The 25,809-nt window shown below is 64.2% G+C and carries 28 protein-coding genes; 15 read left to right on the top strand and 13 right to left on the bottom strand.

Annotated elements, in window-relative coordinates; translation table 11 throughout:
• Positions 1 to 96: 96 nt before the first annotated feature.
• Positions 97 to 723, bottom strand: a complete 627-nt coding sequence (locus ACVJ5M_RS15120; RefSeq protein WP_085405701.1) for a MarC family protein — start codon at positions 721 to 723, stop codon at positions 97 to 99.
• A gap of 145 nt (positions 724 to 868) precedes the next feature.
• Between ACVJ5M_RS15120 and ACVJ5M_RS15115 the strand changes: the two genes are divergently transcribed.
• The 4 genes from ACVJ5M_RS15115 to ACVJ5M_RS15100 all read left to right on the top strand — a co-directional run bounded on the left by ACVJ5M_RS15115 (position 869) and on the right by ACVJ5M_RS15100 (position 4,572).
• Entirely contained in the window at positions 869 to 1,438 is a 570-nt protein-coding gene (locus tag ACVJ5M_RS15115) for a YciE/YciF ferroxidase family protein (RefSeq protein WP_063982009.1), read from the top strand.
• Between the two features lie 187 nt (positions 1,439 to 1,625).
• Positions 1,626 to 2,009, top strand: coding sequence for an Hsp20/alpha crystallin family protein (locus ACVJ5M_RS15110; protein ID WP_014493661.1), 384 nt, complete (start codon positions 1,626 to 1,628; stop codon positions 2,007 to 2,009).
• A gap of 8 nt (positions 2,010 to 2,017) precedes the next feature.
• Positions 2,018 to 4,411 (top strand): endopeptidase La, encoded by a 2,394-nt coding sequence (gene lon / locus ACVJ5M_RS15105; RefSeq protein ID WP_283017227.1) that lies wholly within the window; start codon positions 2,018 to 2,020, stop codon positions 4,409 to 4,411.
• Positions 4,412 to 4,416: 5 nt separating this feature from the next.
• Positions 4,417 to 4,572, top strand: a complete 156-nt coding sequence (locus ACVJ5M_RS15100) for a hypothetical protein (RefSeq protein WP_201266282.1) — start codon at positions 4,417 to 4,419, stop codon at positions 4,570 to 4,572.
• Between the two features lie 72 nt (positions 4,573 to 4,644).
• Here ACVJ5M_RS15100 and ACVJ5M_RS15095 read toward each other — a convergent pair whose 3' ends face one another.
• The 6 genes from ACVJ5M_RS15095 to ACVJ5M_RS15070 all read right to left on the bottom strand — a co-directional run bounded on the left by ACVJ5M_RS15095 (position 4,645) and on the right by ACVJ5M_RS15070 (position 9,390).
• The gene (locus ACVJ5M_RS15095) at positions 4,645 to 4,947 is read right to left on the bottom strand and encodes an HU family DNA-binding protein (RefSeq protein ID WP_014493658.1); all 303 of its coding nucleotides are present in this window, start codon (positions 4,945 to 4,947) and stop codon (positions 4,645 to 4,647) included.
• A gap of 356 nt (positions 4,948 to 5,303) precedes the next feature.
• On the bottom strand, positions 5,304 to 6,536 hold the full coding sequence (locus ACVJ5M_RS15090; RefSeq protein ID WP_085405697.1) for an acetyl-CoA C-acetyltransferase: 1,233 nt from the start codon (positions 6,534 to 6,536) through the stop codon (positions 5,304 to 5,306).
• Between the two features lie 278 nt (positions 6,537 to 6,814).
• Positions 6,815 to 8,278, bottom strand: coding sequence for a GH1 family beta-glucosidase (locus tag ACVJ5M_RS15085; protein WP_085405695.1), 1,464 nt, complete (start codon positions 8,276 to 8,278; stop codon positions 6,815 to 6,817).
• A 113-nt stretch (positions 8,279 to 8,391) separates the two neighbouring features.
• Positions 8,392 to 8,604 carry a hypothetical protein gene (locus ACVJ5M_RS15080; RefSeq protein WP_135215167.1) on the bottom strand — a complete coding sequence of 71 codons (213 nt, stop codon included), beginning with the start codon at positions 8,602 to 8,604 and terminating at the stop codon, positions 8,392 to 8,394.
• A 149-nt stretch (positions 8,605 to 8,753) separates the two neighbouring features.
• Entirely contained in the window at positions 8,754 to 9,161 is a 408-nt protein-coding gene (locus ACVJ5M_RS15075; protein ID WP_085405692.1) for a hypothetical protein, read from the bottom strand.
• Between the two features lie 61 nt (positions 9,162 to 9,222).
• Positions 9,223 to 9,390, bottom strand: a complete 168-nt coding sequence (locus ACVJ5M_RS15070) for a hypothetical protein (RefSeq protein WP_187387990.1) — start codon at positions 9,388 to 9,390, stop codon at positions 9,223 to 9,225.
• Between the two features lie 129 nt (positions 9,391 to 9,519).
• Between ACVJ5M_RS15070 and ACVJ5M_RS15065 the strand changes: the two genes are divergently transcribed.
• Positions 9,520 to 10,083 carry a DinB family protein gene (locus ACVJ5M_RS15065; RefSeq protein ID WP_085405690.1) on the top strand — a complete coding sequence of 188 codons (564 nt, stop codon included), beginning with the start codon at positions 9,520 to 9,522 and terminating at the stop codon, positions 10,081 to 10,083.
• Between the two features lie 9 nt (positions 10,084 to 10,092).
• On the opposite strand, the gene ACVJ5M_RS15060 is transcribed toward ACVJ5M_RS15065, so the two are convergent.
• The gene (locus ACVJ5M_RS15060; protein ID WP_085405688.1) at positions 10,093 to 11,055 is read right to left on the bottom strand and encodes a LysR family transcriptional regulator; all 963 of its coding nucleotides are present in this window, start codon (positions 11,053 to 11,055) and stop codon (positions 10,093 to 10,095) included.
• 79 nt (positions 11,056 to 11,134) lie between these two features.
• Here ACVJ5M_RS15060 and ACVJ5M_RS15055 point away from each other — a divergent pair, with 79 nt between their 5' ends.
• Complete coding sequence (locus tag ACVJ5M_RS15055) at positions 11,135 to 11,722, top strand: Cif family virulence factor (protein WP_245344288.1); 588 nt, start codon at positions 11,135 to 11,137, stop codon at positions 11,720 to 11,722.
• A 48-nt stretch (positions 11,723 to 11,770) separates the two neighbouring features.
• Here the strand turns inward: ACVJ5M_RS15055 and ACVJ5M_RS15050 are convergent, their stop codons facing one another.
• Positions 11,771 to 14,233 carry a TonB-dependent receptor gene (locus tag ACVJ5M_RS15050; protein WP_354098258.1) on the bottom strand — a complete coding sequence of 821 codons (2,463 nt, stop codon included), beginning with the start codon at positions 14,231 to 14,233 and terminating at the stop codon, positions 11,771 to 11,773.
• A 153-nt stretch (positions 14,234 to 14,386) separates the two neighbouring features.
• Positions 14,387 to 15,736: a histidine kinase gene (locus tag ACVJ5M_RS15045; RefSeq protein ID WP_085405686.1), complete on the bottom strand. Its 1,350-nt coding sequence runs from the start codon at positions 15,734 to 15,736 to the stop codon at positions 14,387 to 14,389.
• A gap of 193 nt (positions 15,737 to 15,929) precedes the next feature.
• Between ACVJ5M_RS15045 and ACVJ5M_RS15040 the strand changes: the two genes are divergently transcribed.
• Together ACVJ5M_RS15040 and fghA are read left to right on the top strand one after the other, a co-directional pair.
• Positions 15,930 to 16,550: a response regulator gene (locus tag ACVJ5M_RS15040; RefSeq protein WP_014493646.1), complete on the top strand. Its 621-nt coding sequence runs from the start codon at positions 15,930 to 15,932 to the stop codon at positions 16,548 to 16,550.
• 75 nt (positions 16,551 to 16,625) lie between these two features.
• The gene (gene fghA / locus ACVJ5M_RS15035; RefSeq protein ID WP_085405684.1) at positions 16,626 to 17,471 is read left to right on the top strand and encodes an S-formylglutathione hydrolase; all 846 of its coding nucleotides are present in this window, start codon (positions 16,626 to 16,628) and stop codon (positions 17,469 to 17,471) included.
• A 172-nt stretch (positions 17,472 to 17,643) separates the two neighbouring features.
• On the opposite strand, the gene ACVJ5M_RS15030 is transcribed toward fghA, so the two are convergent.
• Complete coding sequence (locus tag ACVJ5M_RS15030; RefSeq protein WP_094184587.1) at positions 17,644 to 18,216, bottom strand: DUF3280 domain-containing protein; 573 nt, start codon at positions 18,214 to 18,216, stop codon at positions 17,644 to 17,646.
• 59 nt (positions 18,217 to 18,275) lie between these two features.
• Here ACVJ5M_RS15030 and ACVJ5M_RS15025 point away from each other — a divergent pair, with 59 nt between their 5' ends.
• The 6 genes from ACVJ5M_RS15025 to ACVJ5M_RS15000 all read left to right on the top strand — a co-directional run bounded on the left by ACVJ5M_RS15025 (position 18,276) and on the right by ACVJ5M_RS15000 (position 23,126).
• A complete protein-coding gene (locus ACVJ5M_RS15025) occupies positions 18,276 to 19,457 on the top strand; it encodes an ABC transporter substrate-binding protein (RefSeq protein WP_085405683.1) in 1,182 nt (393 codons plus the stop codon).
• 8 nt (positions 19,458 to 19,465) lie between these two features.
• Positions 19,466 to 20,434: a YVTN family beta-propeller repeat protein gene (locus ACVJ5M_RS15020; RefSeq protein WP_085405682.1), complete on the top strand. Its 969-nt coding sequence runs from the start codon at positions 19,466 to 19,468 to the stop codon at positions 20,432 to 20,434.
• Positions 20,431 to 21,237: an ABC transporter ATP-binding protein gene (locus ACVJ5M_RS15015; protein WP_085405680.1), complete on the top strand. Its 807-nt coding sequence runs from the start codon at positions 20,431 to 20,433 to the stop codon at positions 21,235 to 21,237. Before ACVJ5M_RS15020 ends, ACVJ5M_RS15015 begins: the two co-directional genes overlap by 4 nt.
• Complete coding sequence (locus ACVJ5M_RS15010; RefSeq protein WP_085405679.1) at positions 21,234 to 22,082, top strand: ABC transporter permease; 849 nt, start codon at positions 21,234 to 21,236, stop codon at positions 22,080 to 22,082. Before ACVJ5M_RS15015 ends, ACVJ5M_RS15010 begins: the two co-directional genes overlap by 4 nt.
• Positions 22,079 to 22,687 carry a hypothetical protein gene (locus ACVJ5M_RS15005; protein ID WP_063981996.1) on the top strand — a complete coding sequence of 203 codons (609 nt, stop codon included), beginning with the start codon at positions 22,079 to 22,081 and terminating at the stop codon, positions 22,685 to 22,687. The genes ACVJ5M_RS15010 and ACVJ5M_RS15005 overlap by 4 nt, the downstream gene beginning before the upstream one ends.
• A gap of 139 nt (positions 22,688 to 22,826) precedes the next feature.
• Entirely contained in the window at positions 22,827 to 23,126 is a 300-nt protein-coding gene (locus ACVJ5M_RS15000; RefSeq protein ID WP_063981995.1) for a copper-binding protein, read from the top strand.
• Positions 23,127 to 23,255: 129 nt separating this feature from the next.
• Here the strand turns inward: ACVJ5M_RS15000 and ACVJ5M_RS14995 are convergent, their stop codons facing one another.
• Entirely contained in the window at positions 23,256 to 23,813 is a 558-nt protein-coding gene (locus ACVJ5M_RS14995) for a PQQ-dependent catabolism-associated CXXCW motif protein (protein ID WP_085405678.1), read from the bottom strand.
• Positions 23,810 to 24,691 (bottom strand): substrate-binding domain-containing protein, encoded by an 882-nt coding sequence (locus ACVJ5M_RS14990; RefSeq protein ID WP_085405677.1) that lies wholly within the window; start codon positions 24,689 to 24,691, stop codon positions 23,810 to 23,812. Before ACVJ5M_RS14990 ends, ACVJ5M_RS14995 begins: the two co-directional genes overlap by 4 nt.
• Positions 24,692 to 24,820: 129 nt before the next feature.
• On the opposite strand from ACVJ5M_RS14990, the gene ACVJ5M_RS14985 reads away from it, so the two are divergent.
• A complete protein-coding gene (locus ACVJ5M_RS14985) occupies positions 24,821 to 25,747 on the top strand; it encodes a quinoprotein relay system zinc metallohydrolase 2 (protein WP_085405675.1) in 927 nt (308 codons plus the stop codon).
• The last annotated feature ends 62 nt before the right edge of the window (positions 25,748 to 25,809 follow it).

The following is a 25,809-nucleotide window of genomic DNA, read 5'->3' as shown; positions in this document are numbered from 1 at the left end:
AGAGAAAGCGGCCGGGATTGGCCGCTGCCTTGCCGGCTGTACCGTTACATCAAGAAACCAGTTGTAAAATCAGTATATTAGCAGATTGTCGCAGGTTTACGAAAAGCTCGCCCGGACGGCCGCAATTCCGTTGATCACGAACTGCACCGAATAGGCCGCGAGCAGCATGCCAAGCACGCGTGAGAGCACGGCATTTCCGGTGCGCCCGAGGGTGCGCGCGATCAGGCTCGCGGAGACGAAGCACAGCACGCAGAGCAGGCAGACGGAGACGACGACCGCGATGATGATCGCGAGCTTGGCCCCGTAGCCGGCATTGCCCGTCAGCAGCAGCGTGGTCGCGATCGCGCCGGGACCGGCCATCATCGGGATGGCCAAGGGAAACACCGCGACGTCGGAGGCGTGCTCCGAGGTCGCCTTGTCGGCCTCGCGCGCCTCGCGATGCGGACGGTCGCCGAAGATCATCTGGTAGGACACGCCGAACAGCAGCAGTCCACCGGCGATCTGGAAGGCGGGGATGCCGATCCCGAGTTGGCGCAACAGCCAGTTTCCGGCCAGCGAGATCACCACCAGGATCGAGGCCGCGATCAGCGGCGCGCGCAGCGCGATCGTGCGCTTGACTTTGTCGGGCATGCCTCCGGTCGCGGCCAGGAAGGCCGGCGCAAGGCCGACGGGATCGACCACCAGCAGCAGCGTCACGAAGGCGGACAGGGCGAAGTCGAGCATGCGGGTAGGTCTCACGCGAGGTGCAGCCGCAATCCATAACCGCTGGAGGAGGCCTTCGCGAGGAACATTTGCCCTCGCAGAGTCTTGGTCGCGCGAGGATTGAGGAAGGCATCGCCCTTCCCGTGTCGCCTCAAGAGGAGGATTTATGGCTAAACGAGCGAAGAAACGTGCGAACGCGAAAAAGACCGCGGCGCGCCGTCCGCGTCAGGCACCGAAGATGTTGAGCGACCTGTTCCTGGAGACGCTGAAGGACATCTATTACGCCGAGAACAAGATCATCAAGACGCTGCCGAAGATGGCCAAGGCGGCGCATTCCAAGGACCTTGCCGCCGCCTTCAACAAGCATCTGCGCGAGACGCAAGGCCAGGTCAAACGGCTCGACCAGATCTTCAAGATGCTGGGCAAGCCGGCCCGCGGAAAGCCCTGCGAAGCGATCAACGGCATCACCGACGAGGGCGCCGAGATCATGAAGGATTTCAAGAACGCCCCTGCCCTCGACGCCGGCCTGCTCGCGGCCGCTCAGGCCGTCGAGCACTACGAGATCTCCCGCTACGGCACGCTGCGCACCTGGGCCGAGGAGCTCGGCATGCCGGACGCGGCAAGGCTGCTCCAGGAGACGCTGGACGAGGAAGAGGCGACCGATCACACGCTGACCGAGCTCGCGACCTCGGTCATCAACCTCGAAGCGGAAGAGGAGTACCGCGCCGCGGCCTGATCGGCGCGACGCGCCCTACTGTTGCCTTCGATGCCGCGGAATATCCCCGCGGCGTCGAAGCGTGCGACGACAAGGGCCTCTTCCGGTTGGAGAGGCCAGGCATGCTCCAAACGCGCGATGCTGGAATTTTGGGGAACCGTCCCCATATGCTCGTTTTCCAACCGCAGCGCCTTCCCCGAGTTTTGCCATGCAACCCAAAAATCCCCTCGACTGGATGCTGTCCGAAGCCCTGGACTCGCTGACCCGCGCCGAACGGCTGCGGCAGCAGTTCGGCCGCCAGGAAGCCTGCTGGGAGCCGCCGATCGACGTGCTCGAGACCGAGCATGAGCTTTTGATCCTGGTCGCGCTTCCCGGCGTCAACCCTGACAATGTCGAGACGGTGATCCTCGACGGCGTGCTCGTCATCTCCGGCCAGCGCACGCTGCCGCCGGAGCTTCGCAACGCCCGCATCCACCGGCTCGAGCTGCCGCAGGGCCGCTTCGAGCGGCGCATCGCGCTTCCCGTCGGCCGCTACGCCATCAGCCGCTTCGTGATGGACGGCTGCGTCGCGCTGCGCCTCGCCAAATCCTGAGGTCGATCATGGCCACCGAGCAGATGAATACCGCACAAGCCAATTCCCAAAATAATCCCGACGTGAAGATTCCCGAAGACGCGCTGATCGTCATCCCGGTGCGCGAGATGGTGCTGTTTCCCGGCGCCATCGCGCCGATCGCGATCGGCCGGGCGAAGTCCATCGCCGCCGCGCAGCAGGCGCTGCGCGAGCAGCGGCCGGTCGGCATCGTCCTGCAGCGCAGCCCCGAGATCGAGGAGCCCGGACCTGACGATCTCTACCGGGTCGCGACCATCGCCAACATCGTGCGCTACATCACCGCGCCCGACGGCACGCATCACATCGTCTGCCAGGGCGTGCAGCGCGCCCGCATCCTCGACTTCCTGCCGGGAACACCGTTCTTGGCCGCGCGTTTCCAGCAGATCCCCGAGCCGACCACGAGCTCGCCCGAGATCGAGGCGCGCGCGCTGAATCTGCAGCGCCAGGCCATCGAGGCGGTCGAGCTGCTGCCGCAGGCGCCGCCCGAGCTGGTCGCGATGTTCCAGAGCACCACCGCGCCCGGCGCGCTGGCCGACCTGGCGACCTCGTTCATGGACATCAAGCCGCAGGACAAACAGGAGGTGCTGGAGACCATCGACCTCGCTTTGCGCGTCGAGAAGGTGTCGAAGCATCTGGCCGAGCGGCTGGAGGTGCTGCGCATCTCCAACGAGATCGGCCAGAAGACCAAGGCTTCTTTCGACGAGCGTCAGCGCGAGGCGATCCTGCGCGAGCAGATGGCCACCATTCAGCGCCAGTTGGGCGAAGGTGACGGCAAGGCCGCCGAGGTCGCTGAGCTGACGGCTGCCATCGCCAAGGCCAACATGCCGCCGGAAGCGGAGGCGCACGCCAAGAAGGAGCTGCGCCGCTACGAACGCATGCCCGAGGCTGCCGGTGAGTCCGGCATGGTCCGCACTTATCTCGACTGGCTGATCGAGCTGCCCTGGGCGCTGCCCGCGGAGAAGCCGATCGACATCAAGGAGGCACGCCGCATCCTCGATGCCGACCATTTCGGCCTGGAGAAGATCAAGGGCCGGATCATCGAATATCTGGCGGTGCGCAAGCTCGCTCCGCATGGCAAGGCGCCGATCCTGTGCTTCGTCGGCCCGCCCGGCGTCGGCAAGACCTCGCTCGGCCAGTCCATCGCGCGCGCGATGGATCGCCCCTTCGTGCGCGTCAGCCTCGGCGGCGTGCATGACGAGGCCGAGATCCGCGGTCACCGGCGCACCTATATCGGCGCGCTGCCCGGCAACATCATCCAGGGCATCAAGAAGGCCGGCACGCGGAACTGCGTCATGATGCTGGACGAGATCGACAAGATGGGCCGTGGTGTGCAGGGCGATCCCTCGGCCGCCATGCTGGAGGTGCTCGACCCCGAGCAGAACGGGACGTTCCGGGACAACTATCTGGCCGTGCCGTTCGACCTGTCACGCGTGGTGTTCATCGCGACCGCCAACATGCTGGACCAGATTCCGGGTCCGCTGCTGGATCGCATGGAGCTGATCAGCCTCGCCGGCTACACCGAGGAGGAGAAGCTGGAGATCGCGCGCCGCTACCTGGTGCGTCGTCAGCTCGAGGCCAACGGCCTGACGGCCGAGCAGGCCGAGATCGAGCCGGAGGCGTTGAAGCTGGTCGTCAAGGGCTACACCCGCGAAGCCGGCGTGCGCAACCTCGAGCGCGAGATCGGCAAGGTGTTCCGCCATGCCGCGGTGCAAATCGCCGAGGGCACGGCTGCCAAGGTCGTGGTGAGCCCGAAGGACATCGCCATCGTGCTCGGCCAGCCGCGCTTCGAGGGCGAGATCGCGCAGCGGACCAGCATTCCGGGCGTCGCCACCGGGCTCGCCTGGACGCCGGTCGGCGGTGACATCCTGTTCATCGAGGCCTCGCGCGTGCCCGGCCGGGGCGGCATGATCCTGACCGGCCAGCTCGGCGACGTCATGCGCGAGAGCGTGCAGGCTGCGATGACGCTGGTGAAGAGCAAGGCCACGCAGCTCGGCATCGATCCGTCGGTGTTCGAGAAGAGCGACATCCACGTTCACGTGCCGGCGGGCGCAACCCCGAAGGACGGACCGAGCGCGGGCGTTGCGATGTTCACGGCGTTGACGTCCCTGCTCACCAATCGCACGGTGCGCAGCGACACCGCGATGACCGGCGAGATCTCGCTGCGCGGCCTGGTGCTGCCGGTCGGCGGCATCAAGGAGAAGGTGGTGGCTGCGGCCGCCGCCGGATTGAAGCGGGTGATGCTGCCGGCACGCAACAAGCGGGACTACGACGACATCCCGAAGAGCGCGCGGGACAACCTCGAATTCATCTGGCTGGAGCGCGTCGACGAGGCCATCGCCGCAGCGCTCGAGCCGGCTGATGCCAAGGTCGAAGCGGCGGAGTGAAGGCGATGAAGAGACTGCTGGAAAAGGCGAAGCGATCGCGGAAGACGCAGCGGCTGCGTCAGCTGCTCGACCGTGCTATCGACCAGGTTCGCGATGCGCTGGCGGCACCAGGGCCGCGGCTTCAGCCCGTTCCGGTCCGGGTGAAGCGCCGCAAGGGTTGAGCCCTCCGTCTCAAGCCCTCGCGGCAGCCCCAAACAAAAGGCCCCCTCCTAGCCGAGGGGGCCTTTGCGTTGTTAGCCCACCGCGTCCTTGGCGGCCTTGACCGGGCGGGCGCGGACGATCTTCCGGGCCGGCTTGGCCTTGAACATCATCTCTTCACCCGTGAACGGGTTGGTACCCTTGCGCGCCTTGGTCGCGGGCTTCTTGATGACCACGAACTTGGCGAAGCCCGGCACCAGGAACAGGCCGTTCTTCTTGAGCTCCTTGTGGCCGACGTCGGTCAGCGTCTCCATGACGCTCTTGACGTCGCGCTTGGAAAGCTCGGTGGCGGTCGCAATCTTTTCGATCAGCTGCGATTTGGACATTTGGGTTGGCATCGTGTCTCCTCTGATTCGTTGCCGGTTGCATATTAGACCAACCGTTGAAGGCCCAGAGCCTTCTGCACAGTTTTGTCGCGATTTTACGGGCTTTTTTGGCCCTCTGAGGCAAAAAACCCTGCTTTTCAGCGGCTTCCAGAGCGGAAGGAGCCTCCGGCAGCGGTTTTTGCCTTGTTTCAAAGGCCCGCACGCCGCCTTGCTAAAGCTGATTCGCTGCTTTCGACAAGCGACGACCGGCCTCTTTGTGACAGGCCGGTCGCGATTCACCCTGAAAAATAAGGCTAGATCGTCGTGTTGCGGCGTCTCGGCTGCTCTCTCACCCTGTTCTTACGGGGGCGCGACGAGCTTCGCTCGCGCTAGATACGCTCGATGATGACCGCGGGAGCCATGCCGCCGGCGGCGCACATGGTGACGAGACCGCGCTTCAGGTCGCGCCGTTCGAGCTCGTCGAGCACGGTACCGATCAGGATCGAGCCGGTGGCACCGATGGGATGGCCGAGTGCGATCGAGCCGCCGTTGACGTTGACCTTGGCGCGGTCGAGCTTGAGGTCGCGGATGTACTTTTCCGCCACCACCGCAAAGGCCTCGTTGATTTCAAACAGGTCGATGTCGTCGATGGAGAGCCCCGCCTTCGCCAGCACCTTGCGCGTGGCCGGCACCGGCGCGTTCAGCATCAGGGTCGGCGAGTCCCCCATATTGGCCATCGCGACGACGCGAGCGCGCGGCTTCAGGCCGTGCGCGCTGGCATAAGCGGGCGATGCGAGCAATATCGCGGCGGCACCGTCGACGACGCCGGAGGAATTGCCGGCGTGATGCATGAAGTCGATGTTCAGGTCCGGGTATTTCTGCAGGATGAGGCCGCGATAGGTCGTGCCCTTGTCGTCGAGCGCATAGTCGGCGATCGCGGGGAATGCGGGCTTCAATGCGCTCAGCCCTTCCATCGTGGTCTGCGGCCGCGGATACTCTTCATGATCGAGCGCGAGGCTGCCGTCCTCGCGATGAACAGGCACGAGGCTCTTCTTGAAGTGGCCGCCGGCAATCGCCTGCGCTGCGCGCTTCTGGCTTTCGAGACCGAGCGCGTCGACGTCCTGCCGCGTGATGCCTTCCAGCGTCGCGATCGCGTCGGCGCAGACGCCCTGATGCGACTGCGGATGCCGCGCACGCAGGCGCAGATTGCCGGAGTCCATCATCATCGGACCGCCGCCGCGGCGTCCTTCCATCGACATCATCTCGCAGCCGCCGGCGATGACGAGGTCTTCGGTGCCCGACATGATCGAGGCCGCCGCCATGTTGACGCTGGTGATGCCGCTTCCGCAGAAGCGGTCCAGCGTCACCGCGCTGGCGCGCACGTCGTAGCCGGCATCGAGCGCCGACATGCGGCCGAGGTCGCCGCTTTGGGTCGCGACCTGCGCGCTGCAGCCCCAGACGATGTCGTCGACGTCGGCGGTGTCGATGCCGGTGCGATCGGCGAGCGCGCGCAGCACGGTCGCGCCGAGCTGCTGCGGATGAATGCCCGAGAGTGCTCCCTTGCCGGCCTTGCCGACGCCCCGCGGGGTCCGGCAGGCATCGATGATCAGCGCGTCAGCCATTGGCGTTGTCCTCTTGTTTATGGGTGTTGATGTCGTTTCTGAATAAGGGGAAGAGTGGAGTCAACGTGCGGTGCCGCGCGGCCTCCTTGCAAAAAACTGAAAAACAACCCCATGCACAGTAGAAGCGCGGGTTCCGCATGGGGCGCGGTGATACCGGTGAAGCGATTGGCCTGTCAGGCTAAACGGCCGTGGCCGCGCGATCTTGCGTCACCTCGCCCCGCCTGCGGGAAGAGGTCGGATTTTACGCGCGGCGGAAAATCCGGGAGAGGGAGAGAAAGCTATGCCCCCGCCGCGTTCTTCGCGATCACGTTGCGGTAGAAGGTCGCGCTGAGCTTTGGCGTGCGCACCTGCGTGTCGAAATTGACGTGATAGAGCCCGAAACGCTTGTTGAGCCCGAACACCCATTCAAAGTTGTCCAGCAGGCTCCAGAGGAAGTAGCCGCGCACCGGCACGCCCTCGGCGGTGGCGCGCTGGAGCTGCGCGAGATAGTTGCGCAGGTACATGATGCGGTCGGTGTCGTAGATCTTGCCGTCGGGCGTCACCACGTCGTCGCCGGAGGTGCCGTTCTCGCTGATGTAGATCGCATCCGTCTTCCAGATCTTTGCGGCCAGCTTCGGCACCCAGTAGATCGTCTCCGGCGCGACGCGGAGCCAGTTCGAGTTCATATGCGGGAACGATTTCGGGATCGGCAGCGGCATGAAGCCCGCGCCATGGTCGGAGGGCACCACATAGTTCTGTGGCGCGTAGATGTTGAGGCCGAGGAAGTCGACCGGCGAGGAGATGATCTTCAGCTCGGCGTCGGTGTATTTCGGCGCATCGGCGCCCGCGTATTTCAGGAAGGCGTCGGTATACCGGCCCGTCATGATGACGTTGAGATAGCCGGCGTTCATCTCGCGCAGCGCGATCTCGGCCGCACGGACATGCTCGGGCGTGTCGATTGCGGGAACGCAGACGTCGATATTCTCGGCCGGCCCGACCCTGGTGCCGCGGCGGCCGTGCGCCCGCACCGCCTGCACCCCGAGCCCGTGCGCGAGCGCGCTGTTATGCCTGACCTGGTTGACCTCCGCTTGCGGCAGCGTCACGCCGGGCGCGTCGATGCCGAGGCCATAGCCGAACTGGACGAAACGTCCGCTCTCGTTCAGCGTGAACACGTTCTTGACGCGATCGGTCAGGCGCTCGGCGACATAGCCCGCATAGTCGCCAAAGATCTTGCACGTCTCGGTCGAGCGCCAGCCGCCGAAGCGATCCTGGAGCGATTGCGGCAGGTCCCAGTGATAAAGCGTCAGCCACGGCTCTATGCCGTTCTTGAGGAGCTCGTCGACGAGACGATTGTAGAAGTCGAGCCCCTTCGGGTTCGGCTTGCCGTCGCCGTCCGGAAACACCCGCGGCCATGCCACCGAGAAGCGGTAGGCTTTGCAGCCGAGCTCCTTGATGAGCGCGATGTCTTCCTTGTAGCGGTGATAATGCTCAACGGCGCGATCGCCAGTGGTGCCGTCCTCGATCTTGCCGGGGATGCGCACGAACTTGTCCCAGATCGAAGCCCCCCGCCCGTCGACGTCGACCGCACCCTCGACCTGATAGGACGAGGTCGCCGTGCCCCAGACAAAGCCCGCCGGAAAGCCGTCCACGCCCCGCGGCGCCGGCGCCGGCTTAACCTCGGCGGCCTCCAGCGGATTTGCGATTCCGGCTGCGGACAATCCCGCCAGCTTGGCAAACTGGCGACGCGAGACCTTGTCCGACATTGATACTGCCCCTTGAGACGATTGTTGCGGCGGCACAATGGCGTGTCGGAAGCTGCTTGAAAAGCGGGAGTTCCGGGACTTTCGGATGCAAAAATGCAGAAGAACGCCCGGATTTACCCCCTGCCCTGCTTTTTGCCCTTCACGCCCTGAGCCGCGTCGAAGCACGCCAACAGCGAATTGATCACGGCTCGCGAGCCCAGACCATCCACCACGAAGTCGCGGTCCTTGCCGTTGGGCGGTATGATCTTCAGCTTCGCGCTGCGAATGCAGGAGCGATCGTCCGAAACCATCGATAGAACGATCCGACGCTCCACCATCGATGGCAAGAACGCATACGTCCGTTCACAAACGCGGTCCCGAGTGATTGCGAGTCCTGCTGCGGCCGTCGCGCCAGCCTGGCAAGCTGGCAACGCGAAGCCTTGTCCGACATGATGCTGTATTGAACCGAGCACGCCGAGCGACCCGGCTCGCTCGATCAGCGCGAGCGCTTGGGCAATTTCGGAAGCTTGTCGGGATTGAACGCGGCTACCTGCTCGGTTCGCTCACGCGCGGGCGGCTGCTGTTCCGTGAGAATGAGCGTACCCTGGAGGATCATTCCCGGCATCTGCGCTGCCTTCGCCGTGTAGGTCGCGACCTTGCCGGGGCAGTTTCCCTCGATGTCCAGCGTGAGCTCGTCGTCGATGCCGAAGACCGTTGCACGTCCGTCGGTGTGACGCTTCGTCGACACGGTGGCGGTGAAGCGATCTCCATCGACCTTGCAGGAGCCGTGATAGGTCATCAGGCTGTCGCAGCCCCAGATTTGTCCGTCTGCGACATGGACGATCCCGGTACCCTGGTCCAGTGGCGTCTTGTACCACGCCGCGTAGGTGCCGTCCTTCAGCATGGGAGCAGTCTCCCTTGACATTCCCTCGCGAATAATCCGCAGGATCAGCGCTAAGAAACGGTTAATCGCGCGGCCCGTGCGAATCCGGTCTGTCCCTTCGCAACTCGGCTTCCAGATCCTCGATGATGCTGTGAAGCAGGCACGCGGCAAGCGGATCGGTGACTTCGCGCTCCAGAAGCCTGTAACGCGCGATCTGGAATTCCCGCTCTCGCAACTGGTGCTCTGTCATCGGACGGGCCCTCCGGCAAACCTACCCGGAAACAGCCAAGTCGTTTCGTTACAATTTTCAGATCATTTGCTATGGTTTCTGATCGGTAAAGGAACGCGGCGCCAAGCAGGTCGGTGTACGGGGTTTGCAATGTCGATCGTTCAAAGCTATCGCGCCTTCGCCTACAATAATGCCTGGGCGAACCACCGGTTGCTCCGCGCGTGCGCCGAGCTGAGCCAAGGCGAATTTGAGGTCGAGCGGACGGGCTTCTTCCCGAGCCTACAGCGGACGTTGAACCATATTTATGTCGTTGACCTCTTTTACGTCGATGCACTCGAGGGCGGATGGCTTGGGCCGAAGGCCTGGGAGGATCCGATCCCATTTCCAGCTCTTGCAGGGCTCTCGGAAGCTCAAGCATCGATGGACCGCCGCTTCATCGGCGTCTGCGATGCCCTGACACCCGCCTCGTTGAACGAAGACGTGCGGATCAATCGAGATCCCAGTGTCCAGATAGAGCGACGCGACCGGCTGCTGATGCATCTCATTCAGCATCAAATTCACCACCGTGGGCAGGCGCATACGATGTTATCGGGAACGCGCGTCAAGCCGCCGCAGCTCGACGAGTTCTTTTCAACTGCCGAAGCGCCGTTGAGGGCATCCGAGTTTGCCGATCTGGGCTGGACGGACGAAACCGTTTGGGGGCCACCCAACTGAGCGCGCGCGCTACCGATTGCGGTTCCGACCTGCTCCGACCGAGGCGAAGACAACTTCCATCAGCCATGCAACGCCGGCGTCCTTCATCGCAGCCTTGGTCGCGATGGCGCAGATCGTATCCGGCTTACGGGCGAAAGGCAGCTCGACGAACATCAATCCGAAATGCCCGGCGTGCTGCTGCATCAGACGCCGCGGCAATGCAGCGATCAGTTCGGACCCTGCAAGCTGGACCAGCGCCATCATAAAGTTCGGGACAGTCAAGGCAATGCGGCGCTTGAGACCGCGCTTTGCCAACATCTCATCGACGAAGCCGCGTGGCTCACCGCTGAGAGACACCAGCAGATGCTGCGATTGCGAGAAAGCCGCGGGTGTCGGAGCTCTGGCGAAGGCGTGTCCCTTGCGCATGGCCAGCACGAATTCCTCGTCGTAGAGCCTGCGCGCCTCGAAACGCGGCGATACCGCCGGCAGCGGCAGCATCGCGATGTCCAGCTCTCGTCTTTCGAGCATCTCGAGGCACTCGTGCCAGGGTTCGCCGATCGCGCCGCCGCGGGGCGCGGGCATCACATGGATCAATCCGATGTCGATGTGGGGCGCCCTGCTCGCGATCGAACCGAGTAGCTGCCCCGTTGTCGAGGCGAGAACAGCATCGGGTGCGCCGATCGTAAAGCGGCGATGGCTTTTTGCAGGGTCGAATGGTCTAGCCGAGCCAACCAGTTGTTCGACGCGCGCGATGATTTCGGCGATCGGGTGGTCAAGCTCCAGGGCCCGCTCCGTTGGAACGACGCCCTTCGGCGTTCGCAGGAACAGCGGGTCGTTCAAAACAAGGCGCAGCCGGCCAAGCGCGTGGCTGACAGCGGACGGCGTCAGGTTCAGTCGCGCGGCCGCGCGCGCGACATGGCGTTCTTCCAGGACCACGCGGAAGAGCACAAGGAGATTTAGTTCGACCCTGGATAGATCAATTTGGTTCAGCATATTGCTGAAATCATATCGCTGGATTCATCGAGATCAAGGCCTCATGGAATGCGTAGATCGTGCAATCAGGAGCTTCGAAATGATCAGAAAGGCGAAAGGGGTGAGCAAGGGCCATGGCTCGCCGGACAACCGGGACTCGCCGCACAGGATGTCGAGGCGCTCGATGATGATGGCAGCGGCGGCAATTCCTGCTTCCGGTCAGCTTCCAGCCAATGCAGCCGCCGGGGACGACGCGACAGCCGGTCTCATCAAGCTCGCCGGCGAGAAGAATGCCGCTTTCATGCGTGGCGACATGGGCCGCTGGTCGCAGCTGGTCCGGATTGCCCCGGATTTCACGCTGATGCAGCCCTTCGGTGGCCCTGCCAGCTTCGGATTCGACAACAGCCCAAAACGGCTGGCTGACCTGGCGCAATATTTCAGGAGCGGGGAAACCGGACTGGAGGTCTTGCAGACCTATGCCTCGAACGGGCTCGTTGCGCTCGTCATGATCGAACGCCAGCGCGCGGAGGTCGGCGGCCTGCCTGCCCAGGACTGGTCGCTGCGCGTCACGGAGATCTATCGCAAGGACAGCACGGATTGGCAGCTGGTACACCGCCATGCAGATCCGCTGGTCCGGCGCATTTCCTTGCAGCAAGCGGCGATCCTCGCCCGAGGCTGGGCGGAGTAAAGGCGATGTCTTTCGCCCTCCGGAGGCGGCCGGCCTTGCGTGTCGAACTCAGAACGTCATCCGCATGCCCGCATAGAACGCACGGGGCCTTGCCGGGCTCAGCGAGCGCGGGTCGGTGAATTCCGCACCGCCATTGGTGAAGTTGGGCAAGGCCTCCCTATCGAAGAAGGTGCCAAGGGTCGAGTAGCGGTTGTCGAAGATGTTGGCGACGCGACCGTAAATCTGCAGGTTCTTTGTGATCTGGTAAGAGGTGTGGAGATTGAACACGGCGTAGGACGGCAGCTTCGGAAACTGGTTGGACTCGTCGCCGACGAAATACTGGCTTGAGACAAAGAGCGCGTCACCCCCGACCTTCCAGACATCGGTAACCGCATATTCGATGCTTGCCTTAATAAGGTGGCTAGGGAGGCGCGGAATGTGATTGCCCGGCAAGACCTGGATGTTGCCGGCGTCGGCGAACGGGCTCTCTGAGCCAAGCGTCAGCGCGTCGAGGAAGCGCGCGTCCAGGAACGCATAGCTCGCCTGGAACTGAAGCACATTCGACTTCAGGCTCACCTCGGCTTCGATACCCTGCCTGCGCGTCCGGCCGACGTTCTGGAAAAAGCCGAAGCCAGTCAGGCCCGGAATTGGGGTGGCGAGGATGTCGTCGTAGTTGGTGGCACGGTAGGCACCGATTTTCCAGCCGAGCGAGCCGATGTTCAATTCCTTGGTGCCGCGGAAGCCCGCTTCGAAGGTCTTGGATACGACTTGCTGCAGTGAGGGGTCAGCGATCAGGAACTGCCCGATGATGCATGGCCTCGCCGGATCGGCGCAGCCGAGCTCGAGTGGCGTGGGTACCCGGTTGGCTTCGGAATAGCCCGCATAGGCAGTCACTTCAGAGGTGATCTTGTAGGTGCCGCCGATGATCGGATTGAACCGATCATAGGTATGATCGCCATTGAGTGCGGTGCCGAGCTGGTCCATCAGCGTGACACGGGCCGCATTGAATCGCCCGCCTGCCGTCACCGCAAAGCGATCGTCCACGTTGAACGTGTCAAGCGCATAGAGCCCGTGATATTGGTTGACGGTGCGAAGCGACACGGGACCAACCGATGTCGGGTCACCGGAGGGACCCAGGAATATGCCGCTGCCCGTGACGACATAGTTCGTGCCTATGGTTCCTAATTCAGCGCTGCCGGTGAAGCGCGTGCTGCTGACATCATAGCTCGCGCCAACTACGAAGCGGTTCTCATGACCGAACAGCTGGTCGGTGTTGGTTGCCTGACCGGATACGCCAAAGGTGGTCGATTTCGTGCTGGTGCGATCGATCTCGCTGAGGATGGCGTCTGGCGCAAAGGTATTGGCGAGCTGAACGCCATTCAGGCCAAAAGCCGGGACCGTATCATTGCCAAAGCACAGGAGCGTTGGATCGGCACATGCCTGGGCGTCGGTCGGGTTTCCGTCCACGGTGCTCTGTTTGAAGCTCCGCAGATGCGCCGTGCCCTCAAAGGTCCAGGTCGGCGTCGCCTCCACCTTGCCGGTCAGGTTGAGATAGCCGACCTTGTTGGAGATGGTTTGCGGCGTTGTGTAGGTCGCCCCCCAATATTGCTGGAGCAATTCGGCCGGAACAGTGCTGGGTCCCGCCAGGGAATTGTTGGCGACGCCGCCATTGAGGTGAAACTCGTTGCCTTCGAAACGATACCCGACGTCGCCATAGAAGCGCCGGACATCCGATTGCGAGAAATTGCGGAAACCATTGTCGTGAACGCCTTCGAGCGCTCCGTAGACCGACCAATTATTGTCGACCTGCTTGCCCCATTGTGCGGAGCCCTGGATGCGGCCGAATGAGCCGCCCATGATATCGATCTCGGCCCCTTGATAGTTGAAGCCGTTCTTCATCTGCAGATCGATGGCACCGCCGAGGGCATTGAGGCCGTATGCCGGATTGTTAGTCACGACCAGCGCCGATCGGATCGCGGCCGTCGGGATCAGATCCCAATTAACAGTGTCGGAAAACGCCTCGTTGATGCGTACGCCGTTCTGGTAGACGGCGAGGCCCTGCGGCGTGCCGGCCAGAGGTGAAGCGACGAAGCCGCGAAACTGCACATCGGGCTGGAATGGATTGCCGGTCACTTCATTGATGCTGAGACCAGGCACGTACTGCTGCAGGGCAATGGCGATATCCGGCGAGGCGGTACGCCTGATCTGGCTGGCATCAACCGCATTGATCGCGGACGGCACCTTGTCGACATCGAGACCTCGGCCGGTGCCCGGTGAGGTCGGGTAGACGTAAAGGCGTGTCTTCGGAGCGGCGGACGCCGGCGCCCCTACCCGTGCGACCGGCCGCGTTGGCGCACTGCGCCTCACGGCCGACGGCGGTGGTGCCGTGATCTCGACCGCCGGCAGATTCTGGACGTTGGTTTCCTCATCCTGCGCGGCTGCGGCGGGGCCTGCAAGGACCAAGCCCGACACCAGCCCCGTCGACACCGAGGCTATCAACAAACGACGCTTGAACCAAAGAGGCTTGCCCATCCCTGCCTTCCCATCCGTGACCACCGGCTGTTTTGATTTTCGCCGTTTGGTTGAGATGAGTGTATTCGGCGGCAGTGAGTCCGCCAGCCACAAAAGGTCTGGCACTATCCGCACCCGTTTTCCCGACCAAATCGGGAATTTTTCCCGATGCAATCAGGACGCCGCCGTCGGAACCAGCGCCTCCACGGTCAAGCCGCCGTCGCCGGAGACGACGTTGAGCGTGCCGCCCAGCGCCAGAATGCGCTCGCGCATGCCGACGAGGCCGAAGCCGAGCTGCTGGCCCGGCTCCATGCCGCGGCCGTTGTCGCTGACCCGCACGCGCGCATAGCCGCGGCCGCCGGCCTGCTCGACGGGCTCGATCACGACATTGACCGACGTCGCGCCGGCGTGGCGGAACACGTTGGTGAGCGCCTCCTGCACGATGCGGTAGATGGTGAGGTCGGCCGTCTCGCCGGTGACCCCGAGCGTAGCGGAGATCACGGTTTCGATCGCGACGTCGGGATGCGACTCCCGCCACAGCCGCGAGAGCGATTCCAGCGCCTGGCGCAGGCCGAGCTCGGCAAGGCCGACGGGCCGGAGCCGCTCCAGCACCCGGCGCGTGAACTGCTGGAGCTGGTTGATCTGTTCCAGCAAGGCGCTGCCGTGCTTCCGGACCGAGTCGGCATTCGGCGCGCGCCCGTCCGCGAGCTTCGCCAGCGCGCTCGCATGCGCGCGCAGCGAGAACAGATACGGCCCGAATTCGTCGTGCAGCTCGCGCGCGATCTCCTTGCGCTCGACGTCCTGGAGCGACACCGCGCGCTCGGCCAAAAGCCGCTTTTCCTCCACCGCCTCGCCGAGCGCCGCCGCGAGATGATTGAGCTTGCCGCAGATCGCGGCCAGCTCGGGCGCACCGCCCGGCGTGGCGCGCGCGTCATAATGCCCGCCCTCGATCGCGGTCATCGTCTGCGCCAGCGACTGCAGCGGCGCGAGCGCGCGGCCGACCACCGTCATCATCACCAGGAACAACGCGAGCGCGATCACCGAGCCGACCTCGAGCTGGGTCACGATGGCGTCCCAGATCTCGGCGATCTCGTCATCGGGATGCGCGGTGATCACCAACGAGCCCGGCTTGCCATGGACCGAGACCGGCACGCTCACCGTGGTCTGCTCGGGATGAACCAGGCCGACGAACCAGGCCGGCGGTCCGCGCGCGTCGTCGTCGGCAGGCCGGGGCGGCGTCAGCGGGTTACCGCCGGCGTCCTGAAGCGCGATGCTGACATGGCGCAGGCGGCTCAGATCGCGCGCGATCTGGTTCAACCTGGCATCCGGATCGGGCGCCTCGTTCAGATCCGCAACGATCATCTCGATGAATTCGCGCGCAAGCCGGATCACGCTCTGGTCCTCGGCCTGCACGCGCGGCCCGGCTTCCGCGACCTGGCGGCCGATATTGACGGCGAGCCCCAGCGCCAGCAGCAGCGCCAGCAGAAGGTTGATGCGCGCGCGCAACGATAGATTTTGCCACATTGGTGCCGCCCGTGCCTCGCGAAGGTTGGCCCGCGCCTGTCCGATGACGTTGACAGAGGCGAAGCGCCCGATATCTAATCGAAAGCGTACAGCAATCCCGGCCGGGTTGCATGAGGCGACATGAGACGCGTGCAGCGTTCTTGTTCGGATCATGCGGCGGAAAAGCAGGCCGAGGCTGTCGCGGGGAACGCCTATGCGCATTCTGATCGTCGACGATCATCCCATTGTCGCCTCCGGCTGCCGTGCCGTGCTGGCCGACGAGGGCGAGATCGAGATTTTGGAGGCCGCCGACGCCGAGGACGGCGAATGCGTCTTCATTGTCGAGCGCCCCGACCTCTGCATCATCGACATCAACCTGCCGACCGTCTCCGGCTTCGAGCTCGCGCGCCGCATCCTCGAACGTGCGCCCGAGGCCCGCATCATCATGTTCAGCATGAACGACGACCCTGCGTTCGCCGCGCGCGCGATCGAGTGCGGGGCCAAGGGCTACGTCTCCAAGACCGGCGACCCCGACGACCTCGTCGAGGCGATCCGCGCCGTCGGGGGCGGCGGCACCTATCTGCCGACCGCGATCGCGCGCAGCATCGCGTTTGCAGGACCGACGCTGGCGCAAAGCCCGCTGTCGAAGCTGAACGCGCGCGAGATGGAAATCCTGCGGCTCCTCAGCGCCGGAAAGAGCCTGTCCGAGATCGCCTGGCTGGTGCAGTCGTCCTACAAGACTGTCGCCAACACCTCCTCGATCATGCGACAGAAGCTCGGCGTGAAGACCTCGGTCGAGCTGGTGCGGCTGGCGATCGACAGCGGCGTCGCCTGACGCATACACCGCCACGAATTCGGTCACACAAGCGTTGCAATCTTGATGTGGTAAGATGCCACGGAGCATAACGGCATGACGATCCAGACTGTCTCGACCAACACTTCCTATGGCGGCGTGCAGGGCGTGTACCGCCATGCCAGCCAGGCGACCGGAACCGACATGGTGTTCTCGGTCTATGTTCCCCCGCATGCGGCCGGCGCAAAGCTGCCCGTGGTCTGGTATCTCTCCGGCCTCACCTGCACGCATGCCAACGTCACCGAGAAGGGCGAATTCCGCAAAGCCTGCGCCGAGCTCGGCCTGATCTTCGTCGCGCCGGACACCAGCCCGCGCGGGCCCGACGTGCCGGGCGATGCCAACAATGCCTATGATTTCGGCCTCGGCGCCGGCTTCTATGTCGACGCGACGCAAGAGCCGTTTGCGCGCAACTATCGCATGTGGAGCTATGTCACCGACGAGCTGCCCAAGCTCGTGGCGGAGAATTTTCCGGTCGACGCCAAGCGGCAATCGGTGATGGGCCATTCGATGGGCGGCCACGGCGCGCTGACGGTCGCGCTGCGCAATCCGCACCGCTATCGCGCGGCCAGCGCGTTCGCGCCGATCGTGGCGCCCTCGCTCGTGCCCTGGGGCATCAAGGCGCTGACCGGCTATCTCGGACCGAACAAGGAGACCTGGCGCAACCACGACACCGTGGCGCTGATCGAGGACGGTGCGAAATATTCCGGCTTCCTCGTCGACGTCGGCGAGGCCGACAATTTCCTGAAAGAACAGCTCAAGCCCGAGCTGCTCGAGGCCGCCTGCACTAAGGCGGGCATCCCGCTGACGCTGCGGCGGCAGGCGGGATATGACCACAGCTATTATTTCATCTCGACCTTCATGGGCGATCATCTGCACTGGCATGCGGAAAGATTGAAGGGGTGAGGTTTGCTCTCTCCTTCCCCTCTCCCCGTTCTTACGGGGAGAGGGTCGGGGTGAGGGGCTGCTTCGGCAGCGACGGTGAGAATTGGACTCGCGGAGACTCCCCCTCACCCGGAATTTGCTTCCGCAAATTCCGGCCTCTCCCCGCACGCGGGGAGAGGCGAAGAAGAGCGCCCTACTCCGGCTTCCCGTAGTTCGGCGCCAGCAATCGATTGCGGATCAGGTAGCTCATCGTGCGCGACCACGATTCGTCCGTGTTGCCGCGCATGTCGGCGCTGGCGACGGTGATCACGTTGCCGGTCTTCACGTCGCGCAAATAGATGTTGAGATTGATGATCAGGTTCGAGACCTTCTGCACCATGCCGGTGATCTCGAGGTCGGCGCCGAGCTGGCCGGCAAGCTTGAGGTCGCAGCCGCCGCAGGCCTGCAAATTGGCGTGACGGGCCGCATCCCTGACCGGCGCGATATCGAGCAGCTGGAACCTTCCCGACAGCGCCAGTTCCTTGCGCAGCTGCTCGCCGATGCGCTCGAGCCGCGCCTCCTCCGGCCTGGAGCCGTAGAACTCGCCGGGAAGGCTGGTGTCGATCAGCTCGAAATCGAACACCGCGAGCTTGGGCGGATCGGCGAGCGCGACCGAACCCGTCAACAGCAAAGCTGCGAAACAGATCAGCGCTCGCATGATCGTGATTCCCGGCCTCGCGCGCGCGGGGACGAAATGCGGGGTTGCAAGCCGGGCCAAATCGGTCATGCTTTAGCAGAGACAATTCTCCACCGGCGGTCAAGCCAGGGAGAACATCTGGAGGAAACATGATCCGATGGTTGGTCGGCCTGATCGGCCTGGGTCTTGCCGCGACGAGCGCGCTCGCGGCCGACCCGGTGCAGATCGGCGTCGGCTATCTCGGCGTCGCCGGCACCAGATCGACGCTGTCGCTGGTCGAGCAGCCCGCGGAGAATGACGGCGTCGCCGGCGCGCGCCTCGCCATCGAGGACAACAACACCACGGGAAAATTCCTCAACCAGCGTTTCACGCTGGAGGAGCGCCGCATCAGGGAAGGCGAAGATCCGGTTGAGGCTGCGGCTGCGCTCGCCGAGAAAAACGGCTTCATCATCGCCGACCTGCCGGCCGACGCGCTGTTGAAGGTCTCGGACGCCCTGCGCGAGCGCGGCACGCTGCTGTTCAACGCCGGCGCGATCGACGAGCGCCTGCGCGAGGCCGATTGCCGCGCCAATGTCATCCACACCGCACCGACGCGCGCGATGCTGGCCGATGCGCTCGGTCAATATCTGGTGTGGAAGCAGTGGAAGCGCTGGGTGCTCGTGGTCGGCTCGCATGACGAGGACAAGCTGTTTGCAGACGCACTCCGGCGTACCGCCACACGCTTCGGCGCCAAGATCGTGCAAGAGAAGACCTTCGAGGACAAGGGCGGCGCGCGCCGCACCGATAGCGGTGTCACGCTGATCCAGCGCCAGATGCCGGTGTTCACGCAACAGTTGCCGGCCTATGACGTGCTGGTCGCCGCCGACGAGAGCGAAGTGTTCGGCGCCTATCTGCCCTATCGCACCTGGGATCCGCGCCCCGTCGCAGGCTCGGCCGGCCTCGTGCCGCGCAGCTGGGACGCATCGCAGGACCAGTGGGGCGCGATCCAGATGCAGAACCGCTTCATCAAGCTGAATTCGCGGCGCATGACCGCGCTCGACATGCAGGCCTGGACGGCGGTGCGCATGATCGGCGAGGCCACCTCGCGTACCAATTCCGGCGACGTCAAGAAAGTCACCGACTTCATCAAGGGGCCGGACTTCTCGGTCGCTGCCTTCAAGGGCACAAGACTGACCCTGCGCGACTGGAACCTGCAGCTGCGCCAGCCGATCCTGCTGGTCGACGGCCGCATGGTGGTGTCGGTGTCGCCGCAGGAGGGATTTCTGCACCAGGTCTCCGAGCTCGACACGCTCGGCTACGACCGCCCGGAGAGCAAATGCAAGCTGAAATGAGGACGCGAATGTTGCGCATGTGGCGTGTGGGGTTGCTGTCCGGACTGGCGCTTGCGGCCGCGCCCGCGCACGCCTTCATCGCCTATGTCTCGAACGAGAAGAGCAACACGGTCTCGGTGATCGACACCGACAGCTGGACCGTGACCAAGACCATCAAGGTCGGCCAGCGCCCGCGCGGCATCGATTTCACGCGCGACGGAAAGTTCGTGATGGTCGCGGTCGGCGACGACGACACCATCCAGGTGATCGATGCCAAGACGCAAGCGATCGTGGACAGCCTGCCCTCCGGGCCCGACCCGGAATTGTTCGCGCAGGATGCCGCCGGAAAAATCCTCTATGTCGCCAACGAGAACGACAACACGGTGACCGTGATCGATCTGGAGAAGCGTGCGCGGCTCGGCGACATCCAGGTCGGCGTCGAGCCCGAGGGCATGACCATCAGCCCCGACGGCAAGACGCTGATCAACACGTCCGAGACGACCAACATGGCGCATTTCATCGACACCTCGTCGCGCCAGATCGTCGCCAACGTGCTGGTCGACGCGCGGCCGCGCTTTGCCGAATTCAAGCACGACAGTTCAGAGTTGTGGGTGTCCTCGGAGATCGGCGGCACGGTCTCGATCATCGATCCCAAAAAGCATGAGGTGACCGGCAAGGTCAATTTCGAGATTCCGGGGTTGCGGAAAGAGGCGATCCAGCCGGTCGGCATCGGAATGACCAAAGACGACAAGACCGCCTTCGTCGCGCTCGGCCCCGCCAACCGCATCGCCGTGGTCGACGTCGCCTCGCGCAAGGTGACGAAATATTTGCTGGTGGGACAGCGGGTCTGGCACATGGCGTTCACGCCGGACGAGAAATATCTGCTCACTACCAACGGCGTGTCGAACGACGTCTCGGTGATCGACGTCGCCGCGCAAAAGGTGATCAAGACCATTCAGGTGGGCGAACTGCCCTGGGGCATTACGATCTCGCCATGACCAGCCCTGCTCCCATCGCCGAACCGCAGGAGATGCCGAGGCTGGAAGCGGCCGCGGTGCCGGCGCTGTCGATCGACGGCGTCAGCCATTCCTATGGGCCGCGCCGGGCGTTGATGGACGTCTCCTTCCATGTGCAGCCCGCGAGCTTCACGGCGCTGCTCGGGCTCAACGGCGCGGGCAAGAGCACACTGTTCTCGCTGATCACGCGCCTGTTCGGCATCCAGAGCGGCCGCGTCGGCATTTTCGGCCACGACATCAGCAAGAGCCCCGGCGAGGCGCTGCGGCTGCTCGGCGTCGTATTCCAGCCGCGCACGCTCGATCTCGACCTGTCGCTGACGCAGAACCTGCTCTATCACGCCGCACTCCACGGCATCAGCCGGCGCGAGGCGGCCGCGCGCAGCGGCGAGCTGCTCGGCCGCATCGGCCTCTCGGAGCGTGCCGGCAGCAAGGTGCGCGATCTCTCGGGCGGCCAGATGCGGCGGCTGGAGATTGCCCGCGCCCTGCTGCACCGGCCGCGGCTGCTGTTGCTGGACGAGCCGACCGTCGGCCTCGACGTCAAGGCGCGCGCCGACATCATCAGCCATGTCCGCCAGCTCGTGACCGAGCATGGCATCGGCGTGCTCTGGGCCACGCATCTGTTCGACGAGATCATCGCCGGTGACGACCTCGTGGTGCTGCACCAGGGCAAGGTGCTGGCGCAGGGGCCGATGAGCCGCGTCATCACCGATGCCGGCGCGCAGGACGTCAACACCGCCTTCATGCGCCTGACCGGTGCGCAGACGATGCCGGGAGGCGGCGCATGAGCAGCATCACGACGCGGGATACACCGCGCGGTTTCTCGACCGCGGAATACATGACCTGCCTCACCGGCATCGTCTGGCGCGAGGGCCTGCGCTTCCTGCATCAGCGCGAGCGCTTCGTCTCGGCGCTGGTGCGGCCGCTGGTATGGCTGTTCATCTTCGCCGCCGGCTTCCGCCAGGTGCTCGGCATCTCGATCATCCCGCCTTACGAGACCTACATCCTCTACGAGGTCTATATCGCGCCCGGGCTGATGGCGATGATCCAGCTCTTCAACGGCATGCAGTCCTCGCTCTCGATGGTCTACGACCGCGAGATGGGCAATATGCGGACGCTGCTGGTGAGCCCGCTGCCGCGCGGGTTCCTCTTGTTCTGCAAGCTGCTGGCGGGCACCGCGGTGTCGCTGCTCCAGGTCTATGCGTTCCTGCTGATCGCCTGGTTCTGGGACATCACCCCTCCCCCCATCGGCTATCTCACCGTGCTGCCGGCGCTGATCCTGTCCGGACTGATGCTGGGCTCGCTCGGCATGCTGATCTCCTCGGGCATCAAGCAACTCGAGAGTTTTGCCGGCGTAATGAACTTCGTGATCTTTCCGATGTTCTTCGCCTCCTCCGCGCTCTACCCGCTCTGGCGGGTGCAGGAGGGCAGCCCCTATCTCTACTATCTCTGCCAGGCCAACCCGTTCACCCATGCGGTCGAACTGATCCGTTTTGCATTCTACGGGCAAATCAACTGGATCTCGCTGGCGGTGGTGGCGGCCTGCACAATCGTCTTCATGATCGGCGCGATTCTGGCCTATGATCCCTCGCGCGGGCTGGCGCGACGGGGCCCTGCGGGAGGCGAAGGATGAAGGTTCTGGCCATGGCCGCTTTTGCGCTCGCCGTTGCGAGCACGGCTGCGTGCGCCGCCGATCCACGCTATCCCAACTGGCCTTGCACGCAGGCCAAGGTGCCGGACATCTCGCTCGCCGCCGTCTGGGCCGGTCCCGCACTCGACGACGCCGAGACCAAATGGAAGGACGACGCAAAGGTCACCGCGCTGGTCTCAAAACTGTCAGCGCGGAAGACGCCGATGGACGAGGCCGAGAAGTCGGTGAAGGAGTTTTTGGCCGGCTCCGCCGCTGACAAGACGGCGAACGCCAAGCTGTTGTTCGCCGGCTTGTTCGACACGCTCAACGCCCAGCGCTCGCAGGTCATGAACGGGCTCGAACGCGTCAGCCGCAAACAGCGCGAGGCGGCCGACAAGATCCGCGAGGAGTCGATCCAGCTCCAGGCGCTCCAGAGCGCGACACCACGCGACGACGCAAAGGTCGATGCGCTCAGCAACCAGTTGATCTGGGAAACCCGCATTTTCGAAGATCGCCACAAGGTGGTGCGGTTCGTCTGCGAGGTTCCGACCGCGATTGACCAGCGCCTGTTCGCTCTCGGACGCGTGATCCAGCAGGAAATGGAATAGCGTCAGCCTCGCTGACGACGACTTTCGGAAGGTTCCCGCGATATCAGCGCCATCGTTACCCTTTGCCGCGCTATCAGCCGGAACCAAATCGCTCTAGGATGGCTTGTCGACGTGAACTCCAAGACGTCGGGAGGCCTCGATGGGAACAACAAAATTCATCTTCGCATGCGCTGCAGCCATCAGCACGCTTGCGTCCCCTGCTTTTGCTGACGACATGACCGGGATGGTCACCAGAATCGACCGGCTCAACAGCACGATCTCGATCCAGCAGACACAGAAGGGCACGGTCGGCGGCAGCGCAGGCGGCGCCGGCACGCTTCAGGAGTACAAGGCCAAGGACGCCGCAATGCTGGATGCCGTCCATGCCGGCGACAGGGTGACGTACTCGGCGACCGACAATAACGGTACGGGCACGCTGACCAAGCTGCAGAAGCAGTAACCCTGCATCTTCACCTGTCCCCGCGCGCCGCACGGCGTCATGGCCGGGCTTGTCCCGGCCATCCACGCCCAACCACGCGGATTGAAGAACGTGGATGCCCGGGACAAGTCCGGGCATGACGACCTGTACCTACTGCTCTGGCCGCGGCTGCGGGTGCATCTCCTCGGTCGGAAGGTTTGCGCGCTCCCAACCATCTGTGCCGTCGGGGTACCAGGCGACGTTGGCATAACCGTAAGCCAAGGCGCGCTTGGCGGCGTTCCAGGACATCCAGCAGTCGGCCAGGCAATAGATCACGAGCAGCGCAGCCTTGTCGCCGCGCGCGGCGTGGGCGAGGCCGCGCTGGAAATAATCGTCCATGGCGGGCGGCAGCACGCCGTAGCCGGTGTCCGGCAGCCAGGTGCTGCCCGGTATGTTTTTTCGCGGCATATCGCGCCAGACGGTGCCTTCGGGAAGGTTCTTCGGCTTCGGCGCGCGCGGCAGCACGTCGATGAAGGCGCCGCTCTTCGCACGCCAGATTGCTTCGGCCTCCGCAGTCGTCAGCACGCGCGCGCCAGTGAGCGTCGCCGGCACCGGCGCGCGGTAATTGTCGGAGCGATACCCCTCGGGCTCGAACGGCTCCTGCTGCTGCGCCAACGCCGGCGCCACCAGAATGGCGGCAACCAGCACAGCGGCAACGCGCCGCCTCATGGCGTCTTCTTGGCCGTCTCCGCGCCGAGCGGCTTGTCGCTCTCGTCGAGCAGCGGCACGCCGAAGTCGATCAGGATCTTGTTGATCTCGCCCTGGTTCTCCTGGATCAGCTTGTTGAGCTGCCGCTTCCAGTTCTGGTCGGCGGGGCGCACGCCCATGCCGATGCGATAGACCAGCTTTGGCCCTGTGGTTTCCTTCACCAGCGGCGTGACATGCAACGAGCCGGCCTTCTTCGCATAATACCCGGCCATCGGACCCCACAGCACGCCTGCGTCGATCTTGCCGGCGACGAGGTCGTCGACCATCGCCTGCGCGGAGTTGTCGAAGCGCGTGTCGATCATCAGGGGATAGGGTTTTGCATCGCCCATCAGGCCGGCGATCGCCATGTTGGTGGCCGGCGGCGTGCCGGCGACGATGCCGACATGCTTGCCTTTCAACTTCGGGTCTTCGAGCGTATCGACTTCATCGAGCCCGCTGCCTGTTTTCGCGACCAGCGCGTATGACGTGCGATAATAGGGATTGGTGCCCTGCACGAGATCGTCGCCTTGCGGAAATCCCATGATGACGTCGCAGCGATGCGCGCCCAGCGTCATCCGCACGAAGCCGGTGGCCTGCGGGAAGAAGACGTAGTCGAGCTTCTTCTGGAGCTTGTCTGCGAGCAGCTCGGCGAGCTTGTTCTCGAACCCCTCGCCCTTCTCGTTCGAGAACGGCAGATTGCGCGGGTCTGCACAGACGCGCAGCACTTTTGGATCGACCAGCTCGAACGAGAGGTCGCCGGTCTCGCTGGTCTGCGCAATGGCGACGTCGCCGAATGCGCAGGATGCCACCAGGACCCACAGTGAAAACAACCAGCGACGATGTCGCCCGGCCTCCGTCATCGCGCTTCCTCCTCGGTTTGTTTGAATGCTAGCCATGCAACGCATGACGCGCCATGCTTTGCCAAACTTTGTGTTGGCTTTGGTTTGTTGCAGTGCAGTGCGGCAAGCCATCTGAACTGAGGCGGAAAAGTGTCTCGCATCGCTTCCTTGATCGCAGCCCTGTCCCTGCTGGGGACAGCAACGCTAGCACGCGCCGGGGCAGCCGAATTGCCTGTGAGCGAAGTCGCACCGGGAATCTTCGTGCACTCCGGGACCACCGCCCTCATGACCCGCGAGAACGAAGGCGACATCGCCAATGTCGGCTTTATCGTCGGCGAGGATGCGGTGGCCGTGATCGACACCGGCGGCAGCCTCCGTGAGGGCGACGCGCTGCTGGCGGCGGTGCGGGCTCGCACATCCAAGCCGATCCGCTACGTCATCAACACCCATGGCCATCCCGACCATGTCTTCGGCAATGCGGCCTTTGCCGCAGAGGGAACCAGCTTCGTCGGCCACAGCAAGCTGCCGCAGGCGCTGGCGACGCGCGGGCCGTATTATCTCGACAATTTTAGACGCATCATGGGTAGCGAACTGATCGATCCCGTGAAGATCGTGCCGCCCACCCTGCTCGTCGTTGATACCCTGACGCTCGATCTCGGGTCGCGCCGCCTCACCTTGCGGGCCTGGCCGACCGGGCACAGCGACAACGATCTGACCGTGTTCGACGAGACCAGCAAGACGCTGTTCGCGGGCGATCTCGTCTTCCTCCGCCATATTCCGGTGATGGACGGCAGCATCCGCGGCTGGCTCGGCACGCTCGGGGAACTCGATAAAATTCCGGCGCAGCGCGTCGTGCCGGGTCACGGGCCTGTGAGCGACTGGCCTGCCGCGCTCGGCGACGAGCGGCGTTATCTCACGACCCTGCTGGCGGACGTCCGGGCGTCGAACAAGAAGGGCGAGCCGATCCGGACTGCCGCCGACAAGGCGGCCGCATCGGAACGGCCGCATTGGCAATTGTTCGACGACTACAATGCTCGCAACGCAACCGCAGCATTTTCGGAAATTGAATGGGAGTAGTGGACGCGCTACGCTGGACGGGGGATCGGCTGCGCCGCCCCAGAGAAAACTGCTTCGTCCGC

The sequence above is a fragment of the Bradyrhizobium sp. S3.7.6 genome (assembly GCF_054061875.1).
The sequence above is the reverse complement of the archived record's forward strand: the minus strand, read 5'-3'. Positions and strand labels throughout refer to the sequence as shown.

What these genes read in the sequence shown, in the direction of transcription:
- ACVJ5M_RS15120 (WP_085405701.1), bottom strand. Translation starts at nt 723, where the DNA reads ATGCTCGACTTCGCCCTGTCCGCCTTCGTGACGCTGCTGCTGGTGGTC.
- ACVJ5M_RS15115 (WP_063982009.1), top strand. Translation starts at nt 869, where the DNA reads ATGGCTAAACGAGCGAAGAAACGTGCGAACGCGAAAAAGACCGCGGCG.
- ACVJ5M_RS15110 (WP_014493661.1), top strand. Translation starts at nt 1,626, where the DNA reads ATGCAACCCAAAAATCCCCTCGACTGGATGCTGTCCGAAGCCCTGGAC.
- lon (WP_283017227.1), top strand. Translation starts at nt 2,018, where the DNA reads ATGGCCACCGAGCAGATGAATACCGCACAAGCCAATTCCCAAAATAAT.
- ACVJ5M_RS15100 (WP_201266282.1), top strand. Translation starts at nt 4,417, where the DNA reads ATGAAGAGACTGCTGGAAAAGGCGAAGCGATCGCGGAAGACGCAGCGG.
- ACVJ5M_RS15095 (WP_014493658.1), bottom strand. Translation starts at nt 4,947, where the DNA reads ATGCCAACCCAAATGTCCAAATCGCAGCTGATCGAAAAGATTGCGACC.
- ACVJ5M_RS15090 (WP_085405697.1), bottom strand. Translation starts at nt 6,536, where the DNA reads ATGGCTGACGCGCTGATCATCGATGCCTGCCGGACCCCGCGGGGCGTC.
- ACVJ5M_RS15085 (WP_085405695.1), bottom strand. Translation starts at nt 8,278, where the DNA reads ATGTCGGACAAGGTCTCGCGTCGCCAGTTTGCCAAGCTGGCGGGATTG.
- ACVJ5M_RS15075 (WP_085405692.1), bottom strand. Translation starts at nt 9,161, where the DNA reads ATGCTGAAGGACGGCACCTACGCGGCGTGGTACAAGACGCCACTGGAC.
- ACVJ5M_RS15070 (WP_187387990.1), bottom strand. Translation starts at nt 9,390, where the DNA reads ATGACAGAGCACCAGTTGCGAGAGCGGGAATTCCAGATCGCGCGTTAC.
- ACVJ5M_RS15065 (WP_085405690.1), top strand. Translation starts at nt 9,520, where the DNA reads ATGTCGATCGTTCAAAGCTATCGCGCCTTCGCCTACAATAATGCCTGG.
- ACVJ5M_RS15060 (WP_085405688.1), bottom strand. Translation starts at nt 11,055, where the DNA reads ATGCTGAACCAAATTGATCTATCCAGGGTCGAACTAAATCTCCTTGTG.
- ACVJ5M_RS15055 (WP_245344288.1), top strand. Translation starts at nt 11,135, where the DNA reads ATGATCAGAAAGGCGAAAGGGGTGAGCAAGGGCCATGGCTCGCCGGAC.
- ACVJ5M_RS15050 (WP_354098258.1), bottom strand. Translation starts at nt 14,233, where the DNA reads ATGGGCAAGCCTCTTTGGTTCAAGCGTCGTTTGTTGATAGCCTCGGTG.
- ACVJ5M_RS15045 (WP_085405686.1), bottom strand. Translation starts at nt 15,736, where the DNA reads ATGTGGCAAAATCTATCGTTGCGCGCGCGCATCAACCTTCTGCTGGCG.
- ACVJ5M_RS15040 (WP_014493646.1), top strand. Translation starts at nt 15,930, where the DNA reads ATGCGCATTCTGATCGTCGACGATCATCCCATTGTCGCCTCCGGCTGC.
- fghA (WP_085405684.1), top strand. Translation starts at nt 16,626, where the DNA reads ATGACGATCCAGACTGTCTCGACCAACACTTCCTATGGCGGCGTGCAG.
- ACVJ5M_RS15030 (WP_094184587.1), bottom strand. Translation starts at nt 18,216, where the DNA reads ATGACCGATTTGGCCCGGCTTGCAACCCCGCATTTCGTCCCCGCGCGC.
- ACVJ5M_RS15025 (WP_085405683.1), top strand. Translation starts at nt 18,276, where the DNA reads ATGATCCGATGGTTGGTCGGCCTGATCGGCCTGGGTCTTGCCGCGACG.
- ACVJ5M_RS15020 (WP_085405682.1), top strand. Translation starts at nt 19,466, where the DNA reads ATGTTGCGCATGTGGCGTGTGGGGTTGCTGTCCGGACTGGCGCTTGCG.
- ACVJ5M_RS15015 (WP_085405680.1), top strand. Translation starts at nt 20,431, where the DNA reads ATGACCAGCCCTGCTCCCATCGCCGAACCGCAGGAGATGCCGAGGCTG.
- ACVJ5M_RS15010 (WP_085405679.1), top strand. Translation starts at nt 21,234, where the DNA reads ATGAGCAGCATCACGACGCGGGATACACCGCGCGGTTTCTCGACCGCG.
- ACVJ5M_RS15005 (WP_063981996.1), top strand. Translation starts at nt 22,079, where the DNA reads ATGAAGGTTCTGGCCATGGCCGCTTTTGCGCTCGCCGTTGCGAGCACG.
- ACVJ5M_RS15000 (WP_063981995.1), top strand. Translation starts at nt 22,827, where the DNA reads ATGGGAACAACAAAATTCATCTTCGCATGCGCTGCAGCCATCAGCACG.
- ACVJ5M_RS14995 (WP_085405678.1), bottom strand. Translation starts at nt 23,813, where the DNA reads ATGAGGCGGCGCGTTGCCGCTGTGCTGGTTGCCGCCATTCTGGTGGCG.
- ACVJ5M_RS14990 (WP_085405677.1), bottom strand. Translation starts at nt 24,691, where the DNA reads ATGACGGAGGCCGGGCGACATCGTCGCTGGTTGTTTTCACTGTGGGTC.